Here is a 17,626-nt window from a genome sequence, read left to right on the forward strand (position 1 = left end):
TTAAATTTAGCTCAGGCAAAAAGATCAAATAATATTAAACTTAGTTTTCAGTTTTTATTTTCTTCAGCATATTTTTTGCATGATCCCCGGTATTTCCTTCAGGATCCAATTGAACAGATTTCTTATAAAACTTCATGGCTTTTTCTTTATTTCCCGCTTTTAGATAGGCCTCTGCCAGACTGTTCCAGGCATTGGCTGATTCGGGAAATAGTTCCGTATTCATTTGGAAAACATAGATGGCTTCCTCTACTCTTTCACTCGCCAGTAACCGGTAAGCGGTATTATTGAACTGTTCTTCAAACTTAAAGAAAGCGTAATTCGGATCATTTACCATTCTTGCGGCCTCTGTCATCACTTTTTCAATCTTTCCTTCAAAAAAGAGCGTAGTAAGATATCCCATAGGGTCACGTACGAAAGTAGTATCTGAAAAATTCAGGGCAGTTTCCAATACGGGATCTCTGTTGGTTCTGTAATCTTCAAAACTCATTTCCACCGGAATATGTGGTTCCAGCCATTCATCATTCTCCCATTGTGGTTTATCCTGCCACCATGCGAATGACAGGTAAACAGGAATACCCGAGTTTGGCAGATCCAGCCTTTTGGTATCTCCATAGAAATTAATATTCTCGGCCGTTGGCTCCCCTATAAAGATAGCATTGGTGTAATTATCAAGTTCATTAACCAGGTTCTGGCATGCAGAAAAAGTTCGTCTTCCCAGGATCACAAAAAAATGTCCGGGCCGGTTGATCTTATCGCTTTTTATGATTCCGGTTACGATAGGTTTGTTCTTATAATTATTACCACCTCCATTTAATCTCACATCAAGGATCAACTTCTCTACCTCATTTTCTTCGATAAAATTGAATACTTTATCGTAGAATTCCGGGATAGATTCAGAAGGATCATCCTGTATCTGACTATGTCTTATATAAACAGTTTTCTCCTCTGGCAGATATTCGTAATAATATATCTTATCCTCCAGATGTTTCAGAAATAATGGATTCTCCCCTTTTTCCCTCGTATTAAGCCAGTTTTCGCTCTCTGCACTAAATCCATAATTTCGTTCTATCTTTTCCCCTTTGGGAAGGGACGAGATCTTTTGTTGAAACTGCTTTCCGTCCTTTTCAAAAGTAAAACTAACCGTATTTGAAAAATCAGCCATAACACCCTGGGCATGCAGAATTTCAGGTACCGTTATAAAATTGAGACCGTAGGCTTTAAAGTATTGTTCGTTTTCGGCCGGAACTACGGGATATATGGCCATGATTACTTTATCGATAGGAATCCCTTCCACGGCTATGAGCCTGGCCCCAAGTATATTTTTGTATTCGTTACTGACTTCCCTTACAAACACCCCATCGCTAAACTGATAAAAAGTTACCGGCAAACGATGAAACCCAACTATATCACCCCGCCATCCCAATTCGGTATGGCCATATCCAAAAGAAGCAATAATTCTTGCGAAACCGGCGATCACCTCATGTTCCAGCATATTTGGAATTTTACTGTAGAGTTCATCAATCTTGGCATCAAATTCTTCACTAGTTGTCTTTTTAAAAAGGAATGGATAGTCTCTATGAATGGTTCTCTGAAGAAATTTAATATCTTCCTGCCATTCTTCCGTGGAAGCCAGATTCTGTGACTGAAGAAAAGGTTGCTGAAACAGAAGACAGATCGTAATAAAAAGTTTTTTTATCATACTTTCTCAATTGTTTTCAATAAACATAATTCTATTGGTTTACAAGTTCCTTCTGGATATTTCCGGGTACTGGCTGATAAGATGAAAATACAGAATTAAAAGTTGCCCTTCCCTGGGTAAGGGATCTAAGATCAGTTGAATAGCCATACAATTCAGCCTCTGGAGCAATACATTTAAGGATCTGGTAATTATCGTTACTATCTACTCCCTGTATGATGGATCTTCTGGATTGCAGATCGGTCATTACATTTCCCACCATTTCTTCCGGGACCTTTACCGTAAGCTCTAGGGTAGGCTCCAGTAGTTTAGGATTGGCATTCAGAAATGCCTCTCTAAATGCATGGGCACCGGCGATCTTGAACGAGATATCATTAGAATCTACAGAGTGCATCTTACCGTCATAGACCATTACCCTCACGTCTCTAATATAAGAACCGGTAAGTGGCCCTTCCTCCATGACCTCTAGAATTCCTTTCATAATGGAAGGTAAATAACGCTGGTCTATGGCTCCCCCAACAATACAGTTATAAAAGACCAGTTTTCCACCCCACGGCAGGTCTATTTCATCCTTTCCTCGAATATTGAAACCCTCAGGTTCATCTATTCCTTCAAACCAGGGTTCTATTTTCATATGCACCTGGGCGAACTGCCCTGCCCCGCCCGATTGTTTCTTATGTCGGTAATTGGCCGTAGAAGAGCGCTGAATAGTCTCTCTGAATGCAATCTTTGGTTTTTCAAAGTTCACCTCGATTCCGTAGATATTATTGAGCATCCATTCAACAATAGCCATATGAAGCTCTCCCTGGCAGGCAATTATAAGTTGTTTCCCTTCTTTAGAATATGAAACCACCACGGTGGGATCCTGGCTATGTATCTTCTTCAAAGCTTCACTAAGCTTTTCTTCATCTTTATTATTCACCGCTGAAATCGCCTTGCTGTACCTTGGCTGAGGGTATTGTATAGGTTTGATAGATACTTCTTTACCGGCTTTTGCCAAAGTATCATTTGTTTCGGTGAATTTTAATTTCAGGGTAGCACCAATATCACCCACCGTAAGCTTGTTCACAGGTTTTCTATCCTTACCATCCATGATAAAAAGCTGGTTTAAAGTTTCGGTTTCACCATTCCTGGAATTCACCAACTTATCGTTTACACTCAATTCCCCGCTTTTCACTTTGAAAAAAGTAAGCTGTCCAAGATTTGGCTGGTGTACGGTCTTAAATATAAAAAGCACGGTTGGTGCTTTCTTTTCCGGAAGGATATCTTCTCCTTCGGTACTTTGTTCCGGCTCCAGATCGGCTGCTGCAGGAGCCACATTATCAATAAAGCCCATTAACCTGCCGCTGCCCATATCATTGAGTGCTGACATACAGAAGACCGGAAATAGCTCATGATTCAACATCCCCGCTTTTATCCCCTTTCTCATCTCATCTTCATTCAGGCTGCCTTTCTCAAAGAATAATTCCATAAGTTCTTCATCGTTTTCTGCTGCTTTTTCCACCAGTTCATTATGAAGATAGTCAACGGTGTCCTTTTGGTCCTCGGGGATCTCAAGTTTTTCAGGTTTTCCGCCTTCAGGTAGAAATTTATACATCTTCATTTTAAGAACATCCACAATACACTGGGAACCATCAAGCATTAAAGGATACTGTACTTTTACGGCATTATTGCCTACCAGGTTCTTAATGGTCTTAAAGCTATCTTCAAATTTCGCTGCCGGATGGTCTATCTGATTGATCACAAACAAGGTAGGCTTACGGTACCTGTCAATATAGTTCCAGATGATCTCGGTACCTACTTCTACTCCCTGCTGGGCATTAAGGACTGTAACCACACTATCGGCCACCCTTATAGAAGAAATGACTTCGCCTATGAAGTCATCCAGTCCCGGGGTATCAATGATATTGATCTTGTAATTCCTCCATTCGGTATGAAGAGGTGTGGCGAAGATCGAATTCCCTTTTTCGTGTTCCACTTCGTGATAATCTGCCACGGTATTTCTGGATTCTACGGTGCCCCGCCTGTTAATGAGTCCGGCTTCGAACAACATGGTTTCCGCCAGGGTAGTCTTTCCGCTATTATGGGCTCCCACAAAGACTACATTCTTGATGTGTTTATCATCATAAATTTTCATCGTTTGAGATTTTTGAAAATGAGTGAATAGGTGGATTTTGCAACTTCCTGAAAAGTGTAGTATGAGATCTGGGAAGTTCCATAAGCACAGGATTTGCACTATTAAAGATAAGGAATACTTTAAAATATGCAGTCAAAAATGCCCGAAAACAAAACCCGGATACATATTTTTATATGATTTCGAGTTTAAGGATTCCTGATGGACTTCTATAAAATATTATTCTGAAAATTCTTTTTTACTCATAAGGATTCCAAAAGGTCGTAATTCTTTGATATTGAGTAAAACTACGGTGAGTATCCCCATAACAGGAATGGCGAGAATCATTCCAATAACTCCCCAAACCATATTACCAAGTATCACTGCAAGTATTACAAAGAAAGGATGAACATCTACCCGGTCCCCTACCACATAAGGTTCTAAAACATAACTTTCAACGAACTGGGCTATCGTAAAAGTAAGTGCGATGCCCACCAGGGTAAAAGTATCTCCGGTGGCAACAAAACCAAATACAACTGCCATCAAAAAAGCGATTATATTTCCCACATATGGTATTAGAGTAAGTAAAGCTGCAATAACGCTTACAAGAATAAAATTACTTACTCCCGAGATACCTAACCCCACTGAATATAATACCACAAGTAATACTATCAGTATAAGTCTTCCTATAAGGTATTGGGGGGCGACCCTGGCCGATTCGGTGATGATCGTCTTTACCGTTTCTTTTTTCCGGTCTGGGAATACATTTAGTAAAAAATCTTTGAAAATATGCCTGTAATTCAATAAAAAGAAGACATATATAAATGTGAGAAAGTAGTTTGCTACAAAACTGGTAACTTTATTCATAAAATCGGCGATCCTCTCGCCAGACGTCATTTTGTCTTGGACGGCCGAGCCATTTTTAGCTTCTTTTACATCTTCTCTGCTTAGAGGGGTATGTTTCAGTGCAAAATTCTCAAGCTGTTCTATCTTTGGTTTCATAACCTCCTTAATTCTTGGCCAATCCTCGGCAAGACTTCTTAGCTGAAAAGAAATTATGGCCATAAGCCCCATTGACAGTAAAAAAAGCATTATGCTATTGAGAAGTGCCGCGACCGAACGTTTCATCTTTCTTTCCATCCTTTTCGCTAAAGGCAAAACTATAAGGCTAAGTATGATCCCCATCATTAATGGCGCGAAAAATCCTTTTGCTTTAGACAAACCCCAGAAAAGGAAAAATGTTGAAAGGACTACTGCGGTAATAATGAAAAGCAATCTACTTTTACGATTCATATTGTTGGTTATAGGTTGATTTTGCTCTAATATCGGAAATGTTTGAGCTCTTCTATATTAAAGAAATCAAAAAGCCTCTCTAATTTTTACAGATAATCGTAATTTCGGACCAAAACCACATTTATGGCAGCAGGAGGTTCTAATATAGCTATCTATGGCGCGATAGGCGCTAATTTTCTTATTGCAGTTAGTAAATTTATTGCTTCATTCTTCACTGGCAGCTCGGCAATGCTCGCCGAAGGCATACATTCTCTTGTAGATACAGGCAATGGTTTGCTTTTGCTTCTTGGAATAAAAAGATCAAAACAAAAACCCGATAAACTTCACCCTTTTGGATATGGTAAGGAGGTGTACTTCTGGAGTTTCGTGGTAAGCATTCTTATTTTCGCACTGGGAGGCGGATTCGCTATTTATGAAGGTATTCATGCAATACAGGATCCTCATGTAATAGAAGATCCTACCTGGAATTATGTAGTATTAGGAGCAGCAATCGTATTTGAAGGAATAGCTCTTTACCTCGCTTTAAAAACCTTTAATAAATCAAGGGCACACCAATCAAAAAATCTAATAAAGAATATAGCCCGAAGTAAAGATGCTGCGACCTTTGCTGTTATAATCGAAGATGCCGCAGCAGTCATAGGTTTAACCGTGGCCCTTTTTGGCGTCTTCTTTTCTCAGCTGATGGAAAATCCTTACCTGGACGGGGCAGCTTCAATAGTAATTGGAGCTATTCTACTTACAGTTGCAACTTTTCTTGCCAGCGAAAGTAAAGGCCTTCTTCTTGGTGAAAGCGCGCACCCTGAAGTTATTGAAGACGTAGACAAGATTATTAGTTCCAATAAATATATAAAAGCTTCCAATCTGCCGCAAACCATGCACTTTGGTCCTGACAAGATCCTCCTTATTGTTGAAGTTGATCTTTTGGATGATCTTGAATTACTGGAGGCTGAAAAAATAGTTGATGACCTTAGGAATGAAATCAGGGAAAAAAAACCTACAATCAAAGAGGTTTATATTCAAACTACCAATGAATTATAGAAAGATTGACCAAAGTGTCTTTAGCAATCAGAAACTCTCAAATAAGATTACTATGAATCAATCCGTTTCAGGGATCTCCCTCTTTTCATTGATTCCATTCCCACTGAACACTCCTACCCGATAATAATATTCCAGGTTTTTATTAAGTCCTGAGTTCGTATTTTTCTCCTCAAATATCATTACGGAAAGATTAAGTTTTTCAGGATTCTAAAGTAAGGTAATCACCTGAAGTATAATTGTTTTAAATTTTATAATAGGCTCTTTAATCTTTGAGCAATTCGCACATATTTAATGGATTGCACCTATTGTAAGTTAAATGACTTGTTTAGAACTTCTACCTGTTTGTTTCTACCATCTCACTAATACCCTACGCAATGCAAAACACTTTTGTTTAACTAAATTATTTTGATATGAGATTTTCTAACATTACTAAATTTATTCTATTGGTATTCATCTTAAGCATAATGGGATGTTCTACCGACACGGAACTTCCACAAGATCAGATCCAGGAGGTGGATGCTTCGGCTAAAGCTGCAGTTCAGTTCAATTTTACTACTAGTTTAAAAGGAGACAATGAGGTTCCTTCGAATGATAGCAAGGCTACAGGTCAGGCAATCGTGAAAATAAGCAAGGATGAGACCTATCTTGAATACAAACTTATTGTAGCCAATATTGACGATGTATTAATGGCTCACTTCCATATGGCCCCTGCAGGAACTAATGGAGGTTTTGTCGTATGGCTGTATGGTCCTTCAGAACCATCTGGAGATTTTAATGGTGTTCTGGCTGAAGGTGTTATTACTGAAGATGATGTAATAAATGCTCTGGATGGGGATTTCCAGGCCCTGATAGATGCTATTAGAGCGGGAAATATTTACGTAAATGTACATACCACAGAATTCCCAGGTGGCGAATTACGAGGCCAGTTATAAATTATACATTCCATAAAAAAATAAAAACAAAAAAAGCCATCCCAAAGGATGGCTTTTCATTAAAAAGATCAGAACTAATTAGTCAATTAGCTCTACGTTTATAGCGTTCAATCCTTTTCTACCCTGTTCAGTTTCAAACTGAACCTTGTCGTCTTCACGAATATCATCTATTAGACCACTAGAGTGTACAAAGATATCTTCGTTTGATTCTTCAGAATTAATAAAACCAAATCCTTTGGAATTATTAAAAAACTTTACTTTACCTGTTTGCATTATATTGCATATTAAAATTACTAAATACTGCCGTGCTTTTTTAAAGATCGTACGACATCCAATCTTAACTACTTAATACTTTAAAAAAGCCTTAAATATTAGTCAATTACTTCAACGTTCACAGCGTTTAGGCCTTTTTTGCCCTGCTCCACCTCGAACTGCACTCTGTCATCCTCACGAATTTCATCGATAAGACCACTAGAATGTACGAAGATGTCTTCGTTTGAATCATCAGCTTTAATAAAACCAAATCCCTTGGTATTATTGAAAAACTTTACTTTACCTTCTTGCATTGTACTACTTATTAATTGTTATAAATTGCCATTTACTTTTATAGATCGTATGGCTTCCAATCTTTTAGTTTATCCTGTTCTAAGAGAATCCATCCTTCCCAAACTGCGTAGCATTTTAAAATGTTCCCCGATTGCCGAAACAAAATTGTGTTTATTATGGTAAGGCAAACCATATTCTTTAGCGGTTTCGGCTACTATATGTGATATCTTCCTGTAATGAACATGGCAGATATTTGGCAATAAATGATGTTCGATCTGGTAATTCAATCCTCCTATTAACCAGGAAAAAAACCGGCTTTTGGGTGAAAAATTACTGGTGGTAAACAACTGATGGCTTGCCCAGTCGCCCTCCACAATTCCTTCTTCATTGGGCAACGGATATTCTGTTGTGGGTACTATATGAGCCAACTGAAATATTGTAGTAATCATAAGCCCTGTTACAAAATGCATGCAAATGAATGCCAGCACAACTACCCACCATGCCACAGGGGCTATAATAATTGGTAATATTAGTACAAAGCTAAAGGAAATTGCTTTCCATGTGATAACCTTCATTAATTCCTTACTGAAGGTTGTACCTCCTTTAAAGAATCCCATTTTTCTAAAACGTACCATTCTAACAAAATCCTTGGCAGTTACCCATGATACCGTGGAAAGTCCATAGAAGAACCATGAATAGATGTGCTGGAATTTATGAATGCCATACCTCTTGGTATGAGGAGTGAACCTTAAAAAGAATGGTGGATTTATATCATCATCCGCCTCTTCGATATTAGTAAAGGTATGATGTAGCACATTATGCTGGATCCTCCAGATACTGGCATTTGCACCAATCAGGTTTAGAGTATATCCAAGGTACTTGTTTACCTTTTGATTTTTGGAATATGAATTATGTATAGCATCATGCATGATTCCCATCCCTATACCTGCCATTCCAAAACCACTGATAATGTATAAAGCAAAAATCAGCCAGACGCTTGATATTATCCCTGTGTTAATGATAACCAGTGGAGTAAGGAATACAAGCAGCATAAGAACCGTTTTCACGATCATACTGCCATTGGCATGCTTACTAATATTATTCGTCTTGAAATAGGAGTTTACCCTGCTTCTTAAGGTTCTGGAGAATTCGGAGGCCCGTTTTTGGGCAAATTTTGGATTATTGATACTGGTACTATTTATTATTTACTGTCTAAATACTGAAGTGAACAAAACTTGGAATATCCTGAACGGATCTATTTAAGTGAAGATACTAAACTATTTAACGTGACAAATGTAGTCTTTAATAATGAGCAAACACCACAATAATAGATTAATTTTCAAATAAATACAATTGTGAGGACTTTTCCAGGCTATATCGCTCTAAATTATACAACTAAATGTGAGGGCTATATTTTCTTTACATTCACGGCATTCATCCCCTTCATGCCTCTTTCAAGCTCAAAACTCACCTTGTCATTTTCCATAATCTCATCAACGAGCCCGCTTACATGTACAAAATATTTTTCTCCTGTTTGCTTTCCTATAATGAATCCGAAACCTTTGGAGTGATCAAAAAATGAAACTTTTCCTTCTGTATCTGTAATTACTTCTTCCTCTTCCCTATCCTCCTTTTTAGGAACAGCTATCTCGATATCTTCAGCTTCCACTTCTACTTTCTGGGAGGGGTCTGGCGGAGTATCAGTTAGATTTCCATCTGCATCTACATAGGCGATCATATCTTCGAAAGATGCACCTTTATTAGAATTCTCTTTGCGCTCGAGTCTTTTTTGCTCTTTTTCCTTACGCTTTTTAAGCTTCTTTTTTTCTTTTTCTCTTTTGTTTTGGGTTTGTCCGGATCTTGCCATTCACTAAATTTTAATTAATACTCGTTTCAATTTCAATGCTTTGAACCACTAAACGAATACCAGAAAATTTAATGTGTAAGATTATCTTTTGAAGGATTTATTCAGAGAGAGCAATGGCTAGTTTTTAGCCTGCACCAAAATTTTGGTAAAGATAGGCATAGGGATTCGATAATAAAAACTTATATCACAGAGTTAGTGAATTATTCCTTTTCATGAAGATATTTAAAAACTGCGGTAAAATCGAGATCAGCCATGTTTTTATGTTTTGCCAGGGCGTAAACCTCTTTAGCAGTATTGGTTAACGGGCTTGGCTGGTTCAACTCATAGGCTGTTTCTGTAAAAAGATGAAGGTCTTTCTGAAGATGTTTCAGCGGAAAATTTGGTTCATATTCATCATTCTCTATCCTGGATCTAAATAAATCCAGAATGGGAGCTGTAACAGGTGTTTTCAAAAGAATATCCATCCCCGTCTTTTTATCTATTCCCATCGCCATACCAAGATTAAGACTTTCGGAAAAAGCCAGGATACTTTGCCCCAAAAGCTGGTTGATCATGATCTTCATTGCCGAACCTTTACCGGCAGGCCCAATATGGATCGCATCTTTTCCCATTTTTAGAAATAAAGGTTTGGCTTCTTCAAAATCTGACTGCTCCCCTCCTGCCAGAAACAATAGCTGGGCATCTTCAGCAGGTTTCTTGGAGCCTGAAACCGGAGCATCCATAAAACGAATGCCTTTATCTCTGGCTTCTCGAGCCATTCGTTCACTAAATGAAGGATTAACGGTACTGGAGTCTATCCACAAAGAATCCTTTTGCATCGAGTTTAGGAAACCAGTATTACCAGTTGCAAGCTCTTCCACTACTTTTGGGTCTTCAAGCATTGTAAAAAGCACCTCTACTCCTTTTCCTGCTTCTGAAGGGGAATCTGCCCATTCCGCACCTTTTTCGATTAAAGACTCAGCTTTATCCTTTGTACGATTATATACTTTGAGCTGATGACCTTCTTTTAACAGGTTGGCAGCCATTCGGCTTCCCGTAATGCCTAAACCAATAAAACCAATTTTCATAGATGCTATATTTACTTCAAATTTAATCACTGGTATTTAAGCCTCCAATATGCTAAGGATTTTAGCAAAAATTTATGAAGGTTTTGGGCAGAAACCGAAAGATGTAGATTAATTTGAAAGAAAAAATCATGAAAGCAGTCGGATTCACTCAATCACTTCCCATAGATGATGAAAATAGTCTTTTTGATTTTGAAACAGAAAGCCCAAAATTTGAAGATAGGGATCTCCTGGTTAGAGTCAAGGCTATTTCGGTAAATCCGGTAGATTATAAAATAAGACAATCTGCAACAAAAGATTCAAAGTTAGATGAACCAAAGATTATAGGCTGGGATGCTGCCGGTATCGTTGAAGAAACCGGCAAAAAAGTAAGCATGTTTAAAAAAGGCGACGAAGTCTATTATTCTGGAGATATTACCAGGCCGGGAAGTTATGCAGAATTCCAGGCTGTAGATGAAAGAATAGTTGCACGCAAACCTGTTAATTTAAACTGGGAAGAGGCTGCGGCTCTTCCCCTAACCGCTCTTACCGCCTGGGAATCTATTTTCGACAGGTTGAGGATACGCGAAAATAGTGGAGTGGATAAGAATATACTTATCATTGGTGGTGCCGGCGGTGTTGGATCAATAACCATTCAGTTATTAAAAACCCTTACTAAACTAAAAGTGATAGCCACCGCCTCGAGAGAAGTGACAAGAAACTGGTGCGAAAAGATGGGAGCTGATGATATTATCAATCATAATAATCTGGTTGATGATCTGAAAAACTATGAGAATGTGGATTATATACTGAACTTTGCCGATACTTCCGGTACCTGGAAACAAATGTGTGAAATTATAGCTCCCCAGGGTGGTATTTGTTGCATTGTAAATACCACCGAAAATGTAGACCTTAATTTATTGAAGCAAAAGAGCGTTAGCTTCCACTGGGAACTTATGTTTACCAGGAGCATGTATCAAACTGAAGATATGATAGCGCAGCATAAAATACTTAAGGAATTAAAAAAACTAATTGAGGATCAGAAAATAAAATCTACGATCAATAGAAAATTTAAGGGGCTAAGCGCTGAAACTCTAAGAAAAGTCCATCGTTTTCAGGAATCTGGTAAATCAGTAGGAAAAAATGTGATCCTTTTTTGATCAGGTGATGATTGCATCCCTGGGGTAACAAAAAAATTAGTCCTTAATATCCATGAGTTGTCTAAGCCGATCTATATGTTCATCTACCTCTTCTATTTTATCTGAATAAGAACGGGCAATATGATCTGAACCCTTCTCTCGGAAATTCTCTGCCATATTAAGCATAAGTACTTTTTTTTCTTCAAGTGTTCTCAGGCATACCCATAGCGTTTCTTCCAGGTTCTCATTCTGGGCAAGCAAAAGAGATTCTTCAGAGAAAGAATGTCCTACATGACATCTGTATCTTGTTATTCCTGTATCCTTTATTTTCCATAATGGCCCGCCGCAACTGGCGCAGCTTAAAGGAACCTGTTCACCCAGGTATTCTTCGGTCCTTACCTGACTTCTAATTTTAGTTGAGATCTCAGCCTCTCTTTTAAGACTGTATGGTATCTTGACTTCTTCTGGCAGAGGTTTTTCAATAATTTTTTTTATTTGATCACCAATCTTCTCCAAATCTGCAGTATAGTCTATTTCGACGAATTTTTGTGCCGTTTGGGGCATCCCCGAAAATTCTGATGTTTTTGGATTCTGTATCAAGGTTTCCCCTCCGCAGCGCTTAATTGCTTCAAGGCCTACTGTCCCATCATTTAATCTTCCTGATAAAAGAATACCTACACACCTGTTCCCGTAGACTACGGCCCCCGATCTAAACAAGACATCGATCGCCGGACGAAACAGGTTTTCCCTGGGCCCGTTTGAATTGGAGAGCTTCCCATTTTTAATTACCATATGCTGATTGGGTACGCAAACATATATCTTACCAGGTTGAATTTCCAGATCTTCTCTGGATTCAAGAACTTCCATTTCTACCTTTTTGTTAAGGTGAGAACTGAAACTTGATATCATATCAAATGAAGAATGTACCACTACTAAAAAAGCAGCTGGCGTATCGTGCGGAAGATCACTTAGGACTTTTTCTACCGCAGCTCTGCCTCCTGCAGATGCTCCAATTAAAAACAATCTGAATTCTTCCAAAACTTCTTTTTTTATAGTTATACCACAGTTATCCTATTTGGATTCGAGAATATCGATCTTTCTTATTTTGGGATCTTCAGATAACAGCTTGGATGCATTCTCCATTAACTGTTTTGCTATTTCCCCATTTAAATGCTCACTTCTTCCCTCTTCGTCTTCAAAAGTGTCAAAAACCCCAAAAGTATTCTGATCTATCCTGAAACTATACCAGGTAATGGTTTTCTCCTCTTTTTCTGCAAGCTCTACAGCCGATCTTAGAAAAGCCTCTACATCTTTTTCTTTTCCCGATTTCGCTTTTACTGTAACCAGGAAACCATAATTTTTCATAATAAACCTTATTGATATTACCTTAAATTTAAGGAATAAGTCCGGGGACCTCGAGTTTTAAAGGTTAAAACTATATTATAATTCAAAAAAAGACCGGGATTGAATTGCCGGTCTTTAACTAATAAACCAATATTTTTTACTAAGAAGCGCTTAGCTGCCCACTTCAAAAGAAATCTTCGCATTCACTCCATAGGATATAATCTCGTTGTTTTCAACCTTCCCATTCATCTCTCGAACGTAGACGGATTTAATGTTCTTGACTGACTTAGCTGCTTCTTTCACCGCATTTCTGGCTGCATCCTCAAAGCTTTTGTCTGAAGTGGCCAGTACTTCTATTACCTTAATAACTCCCATAATAATTTAATTTAACTGGTTAATGTTTATTGCATATTGAATTTACAGAAGAATGAGCTGTAACTCAAATGATTAACACAAGATTATAAGAGCTATTCGCCCTGAAAATTAAATGTTAATCATCCTTAACTGGAATCAAATACACAGGTATCTCTGTTTTTTCAAGGACCCTGCTTGCGGTTGTTCCCATTAGAACTTTTTCAAGAACAGAGTGGCTGTGAGTACCCATTACAATGAGATCGGCACCCCATTCCTTCGCATATTCAAGGATAGCCGAAGAAGTAGGACCTTCAGCCATATGAGTGGTCACTGCCGGATCATCAAGATGTTTGGCCGCAGTCTCTATAAAATCCTTGGCTACCGCCCTTAACTCTGAAATAACATTCAGGTCTACCTGCATTTCATTATAGCCTTCGTACCCCATAAAAGTGGGGTAATTTATGCCATAATAACTAACATCGGCCAATACGTGAATAAGGCAGACCTCTGCTCCCAGCTTTTTAGCCAGTTCATAACCTTTACGTGCGACTTTTTCAGAGTTTGGGTTATAATCCATCCCTATAAGCACCTTTTTCATAACTTGAGAATTACTGATTAGTTACTCTAAGTTAGAGAAAAATGCAGCTAAAGCCTATTTAGGCTATTATATTTTTCATGAGTAATGTAAAAGGCCTTATTTGCCATTTCCTGCAAAGGCATCAACAGGCTTTTCAAAAGCGATGAACAAGATACATGGTCCTTTATCTTTGCATTTAGCGGTATGAGGTTTTTTAGCTGGCCCGTAGCCATAAGATCCAACCTTAAGGATTTGAGTGGATTCTCCCTCATAAGTGACTTCCATTTCCCCTGAAATTAATATCATGCGTTCAGCTGAATTGTGCCAGTGTAAAGGAATATCTGAATTGGCCGGAACTTTAAATAAAATATCGGCATTGTTGCTTGCGGGATCTCCATGCAGAATGGCAATATTACATCCGTTTGGCATAAAATCCGGACAGCCACCCCAGTTAAGTTCAGTGTCTTTATGATCTACTACAGTTGATTTTTCCTTCTGTTTTCCATCCTGGGCATAGGATGCAGCTACCATGAAGAGGAGTATTAGGAAGCTTAGGAATACTTTCTCTGATTCTTTAATAATCTTTAATGATTTCATTTTGGTTGTTTTTAGTTAGTTAGTAATCTTTTAGTCCTAAAGGTGAGTTGAAAAAATACCTCATAAATAACTAATTAAAAATGGGTAGAAACCAGTATAAAGATAGTCCGTGAAAAATCATGAAAAATATGATTTTGGTCATGTTATTTTCTGATAAACAACTAATTAATAAATCGTTTTTGAGTTATCTTTATAGGAGTAACCTATAAATTTCTGCTATATGAAAACTACAAGGGAAGCCGCACGGGAAGCCAGTCATAAAAATCTCGTAGAATTGCTAACTGTTCTACTTGAAAAGAATTATGATGCTGAAAAAGGCTATAAAAAAGCTATAGAGCATACAAAGAATGCTGACTTAAAACATTTTTTAAGAAATCAGGCTGCTCAAAGAAATCATTTTGCGACTGAGCTGGATAAACAAATCCACATGCTTAATGAGCATCCAAAATCGAACTCTAATGGCAGCGCTCTTGGTACTTTACATCGTTTATGGATAGATGTTAAAAGCTCATGGGCGAAAAAGGATGATGAAGCTATACTGGAAGAATGTATTCGAGGAGAAAAAGCCAGTCTTAAGGAATATGAAGAGAGAATCTCAAAAAATATACTTTCTCCCAAAATAAAAATTATGTTAGAAAACCAGAGAGATAAGATACGTGAGACCATCTCTGAAATAAAAAAGCTCGAAGATCTTTAAAACTCAAAAAAATGCCGGTAGTTTTACCGACATTTCATTTTAATTCTTTACTACTATCAATTGGGCCTTCGCTCCCGTGAGAAGGTTCCACTCCTTTTTTGCCAGTTGTTCCCCTTTTTCACTGAGAACGCGTAATTCGGCTGTATTAGGGCCTGAACTACCCTGATTAAGAGCAACGAATTCAATACTATTAAAACCGTTTTGCAGGGTTACCAGAACCGGTTGAAAACCTGCATGCAGAGTTACGCTCCTGGCAACCAGTTCTCCGTTCACAAATATCTGTACCTTATCTCCATCAACATATTCATGGTCACGGCAGTATACCTCTACGAATTTTCCTTTGGTAACAACATTCCCAAGACTTTGATCAAACTTATATTCTTCCTTTATTTCCTTGTCTTTCGTCCATTTTTCCTCAATAACATCCCCGGCCGTTAATAAACCATTTGGGTTTTCCCTCAGGTCGATAGGTTTAGGCTTATCCTTTAAAAATCTGCTTTCGGTCTCCACTTCCTCTTTTTTGAGAATAGGGAAGCCTGTTGAGTTAGATTCTTCGGCTTTTATTATAGGACCCGTATTAGTAGTACGCGGGATCTCTACCTGAGCGTTCATGCCCAGACCTACGCAGAGAAATATAAATAATAGGATTCGTTGAATCATAATTATGGGTTATTCTGACTTATCTAAGATTATTGCATCAAAAATACAGCCAAAATTTTAAAACGTATAAAGATTGGTCAACATAGCTATTGGCCAATTCCCTTGTATTAATAGAAATTAAGTCTCAAGGAAGTTTCGAAATCAATAAGGTGATTTCTTTATCCAAAAACAAATCTCGAAAGTATTTAGAGAAATGGTTTTCTTTTCAAACTATCAATTCTTAATCCTCAGGGAAACCCGGGCTTTGTTTCATCTCTTCTATTTGCTGGGTATGGCGAGCGGTATGGCCAGCCATAAAAAGAACTGTTTGATATGCATCAATTTTTCCAAAAGGGAACTCAGTGATATAATTTCTCATATCAACATCTGTATCCTTTAGAAAATCAACGATGTCTTCTCTTTGGTCATTGAAAGCTTCTAAAGCTTCATCGGCACTAGTATACTGGGCTTTTGGCTCAAATTGTGACTGGGTCTTTACTTTCTGACTTCGGTCTGTTATAAATCCCAGGATCTGTTCATCGCTCATTTTTACCTCTGCCTTAAGCTCCGGGGTTGGGTCTTCGACAAACTTTGCTTCTAACATAGATTTTAAAGATCCTTCTACTATATTAATATGCTCCACGATTTCGGCTATAGACCAGCTTTCTGGATCTGGCTTGAACTGCATTTGAGCATCGCTAAGACCTTCTACGCTTTCTTCCAGCCCTTCTTTGGTCTCTTCGAGATATTCAAAGATATCATCCTTATCTAAGCTTATTACGGCTTCGTCAGCACTTTTAGTTTCTGACAGAACAGACTTGTTTCCAGAATAAAAAGAACTCAGAAAAACAAGACAAACAAAAGAAATTAAAGTTTTCATAATCAATGTTTTAAATTAATTTATTTGATCAGTTAGTTTTAAACAAGTACACATTCAATATGTAACAAATCTTTAGATATCTGAGGGGCCTTATCAGGATAGTTCAGTAATTACTGCTTCTTTTTTATCTGGGATATATAGGTTCTCAATTCTTTTACTTTATTGCTATTGTCATCCTTGAAAATATATACATCACAGAACGCATATCTCTTATACTTTCCAGGTTCTATCTTGATTTCCACGATACCTTCCACAACCGTTTTTTCTTTTTCATTGATGAATTCCACCACTTTTATCTCCATTGGGCCACCCTGTTTCATGCGGCCTAGCTCGCTTTCAAAGTCTGAACGTCCAGCAATAGTCTTATCTCCAACAATTTTCCATTGAATATCATCGGTAACACTACCGCTTATGAACTCTATATCACAACTGGCAAAAGCTTCATTTATCTTTTTTATGAAATCTTTTCTGCTCCCCATACCTCCTTAATTTTCTTCTATTATCGAAAGAATATTTCCGGCTGTATCCTTAAACCAGGCTATAGATGGTCCCTTATCACTTCTATGAATACCTTTTAAATCGGTTTTTACAACGCCATCATATTGCTCAAATTTCACTCCTTTGGCTGTAAGTTTATCAACATGTTCCTCAAGATTATTCACTTTAAAATTCAGGACTGTAAAATTGGCTGGCTCATGGTCAGGTTTCGGATAGATCAATACTAAATGGTTTACCAGGTCTAGTTCCAATAGCCCCATTTTATTCTCGCTGATTTCCAGGCCAAGTAAATCCCCATAGAACTTCTTTGCCTCATTTAAATCGTTGGTTGAAAATGTTGAGAAGGCTTCACATTTTGCAAGCATAGCACTGA

Annotated in this window: 21 protein-coding genes; 4 read left to right on the forward strand and 17 right to left on the reverse strand. The window is 38.0% G+C overall.

Annotated elements, in window-relative coordinates; genetic code table 11:
• Positions 1 to 40: 40 nt before the first annotated feature.
• The 3 genes from NE848_RS12060 to NE848_RS12070 form a co-directional block, all read right to left on the reverse strand.
• A complete protein-coding gene (locus NE848_RS12060) occupies positions 41 to 1,699 on the reverse strand; it encodes a tetratricopeptide repeat protein (protein WP_252113906.1) in 1,659 nt (552 codons plus the stop codon).
• A gap of 31 nt (positions 1,700 to 1,730) precedes the next feature.
• Entirely contained in the window at positions 1,731 to 3,833 is a 2,103-nt protein-coding gene (locus NE848_RS12065) for an elongation factor G (RefSeq protein WP_252113908.1), read from the reverse strand.
• A 216-nt stretch (positions 3,834 to 4,049) separates the two neighbouring features.
• A complete protein-coding gene (locus tag NE848_RS12070) occupies positions 4,050 to 5,102 on the reverse strand; it encodes an AI-2E family transporter (RefSeq protein ID WP_252113910.1) in 1,053 nt (350 codons plus the stop codon).
• Between the two features lie 123 nt (positions 5,103 to 5,225).
• Here NE848_RS12070 and NE848_RS12075 point away from each other — a divergent pair, with 123 nt between their 5' ends.
• Positions 5,226 to 6,140, forward strand: a complete 915-nt coding sequence (locus NE848_RS12075) for a cation diffusion facilitator family transporter (protein WP_252113912.1) — start codon at positions 5,226 to 5,228, stop codon at positions 6,138 to 6,140.
• Positions 6,141 to 6,550: 410 nt separating this feature from the next.
• Entirely contained in the window at positions 6,551 to 7,072 is a 522-nt protein-coding gene (locus tag NE848_RS12080) for a CHRD domain-containing protein (protein WP_252113914.1), read from the forward strand.
• Between the two features lie 78 nt (positions 7,073 to 7,150).
• Here the strand turns inward: NE848_RS12080 and NE848_RS12085 are convergent, their stop codons facing one another.
• The 5 genes from NE848_RS12085 to NE848_RS12105 form a co-directional block, all read right to left on the reverse strand.
• Entirely contained in the window at positions 7,151 to 7,345 is a 195-nt protein-coding gene (locus NE848_RS12085) for a cold-shock protein (protein ID WP_252113916.1), read from the reverse strand.
• 98 nt (positions 7,346 to 7,443) lie between these two features.
• Positions 7,444 to 7,638: a cold-shock protein gene (locus tag NE848_RS12090; protein ID WP_011709462.1), complete on the reverse strand. Its 195-nt coding sequence runs from the start codon at positions 7,636 to 7,638 to the stop codon at positions 7,444 to 7,446.
• Between the two features lie 69 nt (positions 7,639 to 7,707).
• The gene (locus tag NE848_RS12095) at positions 7,708 to 8,670 is read right to left on the reverse strand and encodes a fatty acid desaturase family protein (RefSeq protein WP_252113918.1); all 963 of its coding nucleotides are present in this window, start codon (positions 8,668 to 8,670) and stop codon (positions 7,708 to 7,710) included.
• A gap of 356 nt (positions 8,671 to 9,026) precedes the next feature.
• Positions 9,027 to 9,485 carry a cold-shock protein gene (locus tag NE848_RS12100; RefSeq protein WP_252113920.1) on the reverse strand — a complete coding sequence of 153 codons (459 nt, stop codon included), beginning with the start codon at positions 9,483 to 9,485 and terminating at the stop codon, positions 9,027 to 9,029.
• Positions 9,486 to 9,685: 200 nt separating this feature from the next.
• Positions 9,686 to 10,552 carry an NAD(P)-dependent oxidoreductase gene (locus NE848_RS12105; RefSeq protein WP_252113922.1) on the reverse strand — a complete coding sequence of 289 codons (867 nt, stop codon included), beginning with the start codon at positions 10,550 to 10,552 and terminating at the stop codon, positions 9,686 to 9,688.
• A 128-nt stretch (positions 10,553 to 10,680) separates the two neighbouring features.
• Here NE848_RS12105 and NE848_RS12110 point away from each other — a divergent pair, with 128 nt between their 5' ends.
• Positions 10,681 to 11,688: a zinc-binding alcohol dehydrogenase family protein gene (locus tag NE848_RS12110; protein ID WP_252113924.1), complete on the forward strand. Its 1,008-nt coding sequence runs from the start codon at positions 10,681 to 10,683 to the stop codon at positions 11,686 to 11,688.
• A 36-nt stretch (positions 11,689 to 11,724) separates the two neighbouring features.
• Here NE848_RS12110 and NE848_RS12115 read toward each other — a convergent pair whose 3' ends face one another.
• From NE848_RS12115 to NE848_RS12135, 5 genes are all read right to left on the reverse strand, one after another.
• A complete protein-coding gene (locus tag NE848_RS12115) occupies positions 11,725 to 12,705 on the reverse strand; it encodes a chemotaxis protein CheB (protein ID WP_252113926.1) in 981 nt (326 codons plus the stop codon).
• A 33-nt stretch (positions 12,706 to 12,738) separates the two neighbouring features.
• Entirely contained in the window at positions 12,739 to 13,032 is a 294-nt protein-coding gene (locus NE848_RS12120) for a putative quinol monooxygenase (RefSeq protein ID WP_252113928.1), read from the reverse strand.
• Positions 13,033 to 13,182: 150 nt separating this feature from the next.
• Positions 13,183 to 13,386 (reverse strand): dodecin family protein, encoded by a 204-nt coding sequence (locus tag NE848_RS12125; protein WP_252113930.1) that lies wholly within the window; start codon positions 13,384 to 13,386, stop codon positions 13,183 to 13,185.
• Between the two features lie 115 nt (positions 13,387 to 13,501).
• Positions 13,502 to 13,963, reverse strand: a complete 462-nt coding sequence (locus NE848_RS12130) for a universal stress protein (protein ID WP_252113932.1) — start codon at positions 13,961 to 13,963, stop codon at positions 13,502 to 13,504.
• A gap of 96 nt (positions 13,964 to 14,059) precedes the next feature.
• Complete coding sequence (locus NE848_RS12135; RefSeq protein WP_252113934.1) at positions 14,060 to 14,539, reverse strand: cupin domain-containing protein; 480 nt, start codon at positions 14,537 to 14,539, stop codon at positions 14,060 to 14,062.
• A gap of 220 nt (positions 14,540 to 14,759) precedes the next feature.
• Here NE848_RS12135 and NE848_RS12140 point away from each other — a divergent pair, with 220 nt between their 5' ends.
• A complete protein-coding gene (locus tag NE848_RS12140; RefSeq protein WP_252113936.1) occupies positions 14,760 to 15,236 on the forward strand; it encodes a ferritin-like domain-containing protein in 477 nt (158 codons plus the stop codon).
• A gap of 39 nt (positions 15,237 to 15,275) precedes the next feature.
• Here NE848_RS12140 and NE848_RS12145 read toward each other — a convergent pair whose 3' ends face one another.
• The 4 genes from NE848_RS12145 to NE848_RS12160 form a co-directional block, all read right to left on the reverse strand.
• Positions 15,276 to 15,896 (reverse strand): hypothetical protein, encoded by a 621-nt coding sequence (locus NE848_RS12145; RefSeq protein WP_252113938.1) that lies wholly within the window; start codon positions 15,894 to 15,896, stop codon positions 15,276 to 15,278.
• A 220-nt stretch (positions 15,897 to 16,116) separates the two neighbouring features.
• On the reverse strand, positions 16,117 to 16,755 hold the full coding sequence (locus NE848_RS12150; protein WP_252113940.1) for a DinB family protein: 639 nt from the start codon (positions 16,753 to 16,755) through the stop codon (positions 16,117 to 16,119).
• 110 nt (positions 16,756 to 16,865) lie between these two features.
• Complete coding sequence (locus NE848_RS12155; protein WP_252113943.1) at positions 16,866 to 17,234, reverse strand: nuclear transport factor 2 family protein; 369 nt, start codon at positions 17,232 to 17,234, stop codon at positions 16,866 to 16,868.
• A gap of 6 nt (positions 17,235 to 17,240) precedes the next feature.
• The gene (locus NE848_RS12160; RefSeq protein WP_252113945.1) at positions 17,241 to 17,618 is read right to left on the reverse strand and encodes a VOC family protein; all 378 of its coding nucleotides are present in this window, start codon (positions 17,616 to 17,618) and stop codon (positions 17,241 to 17,243) included.
• Positions 17,619 to 17,626: the final 8 nt, after the last annotated feature.

The sequence above is a fragment of the Gramella jeungdoensis genome (assembly GCF_023805255.1).
Taxonomy (GTDB): Bacteria; Bacteroidota; Bacteroidia; order Flavobacteriales; family Flavobacteriaceae; genus Christiangramia; species Christiangramia jeungdoensis.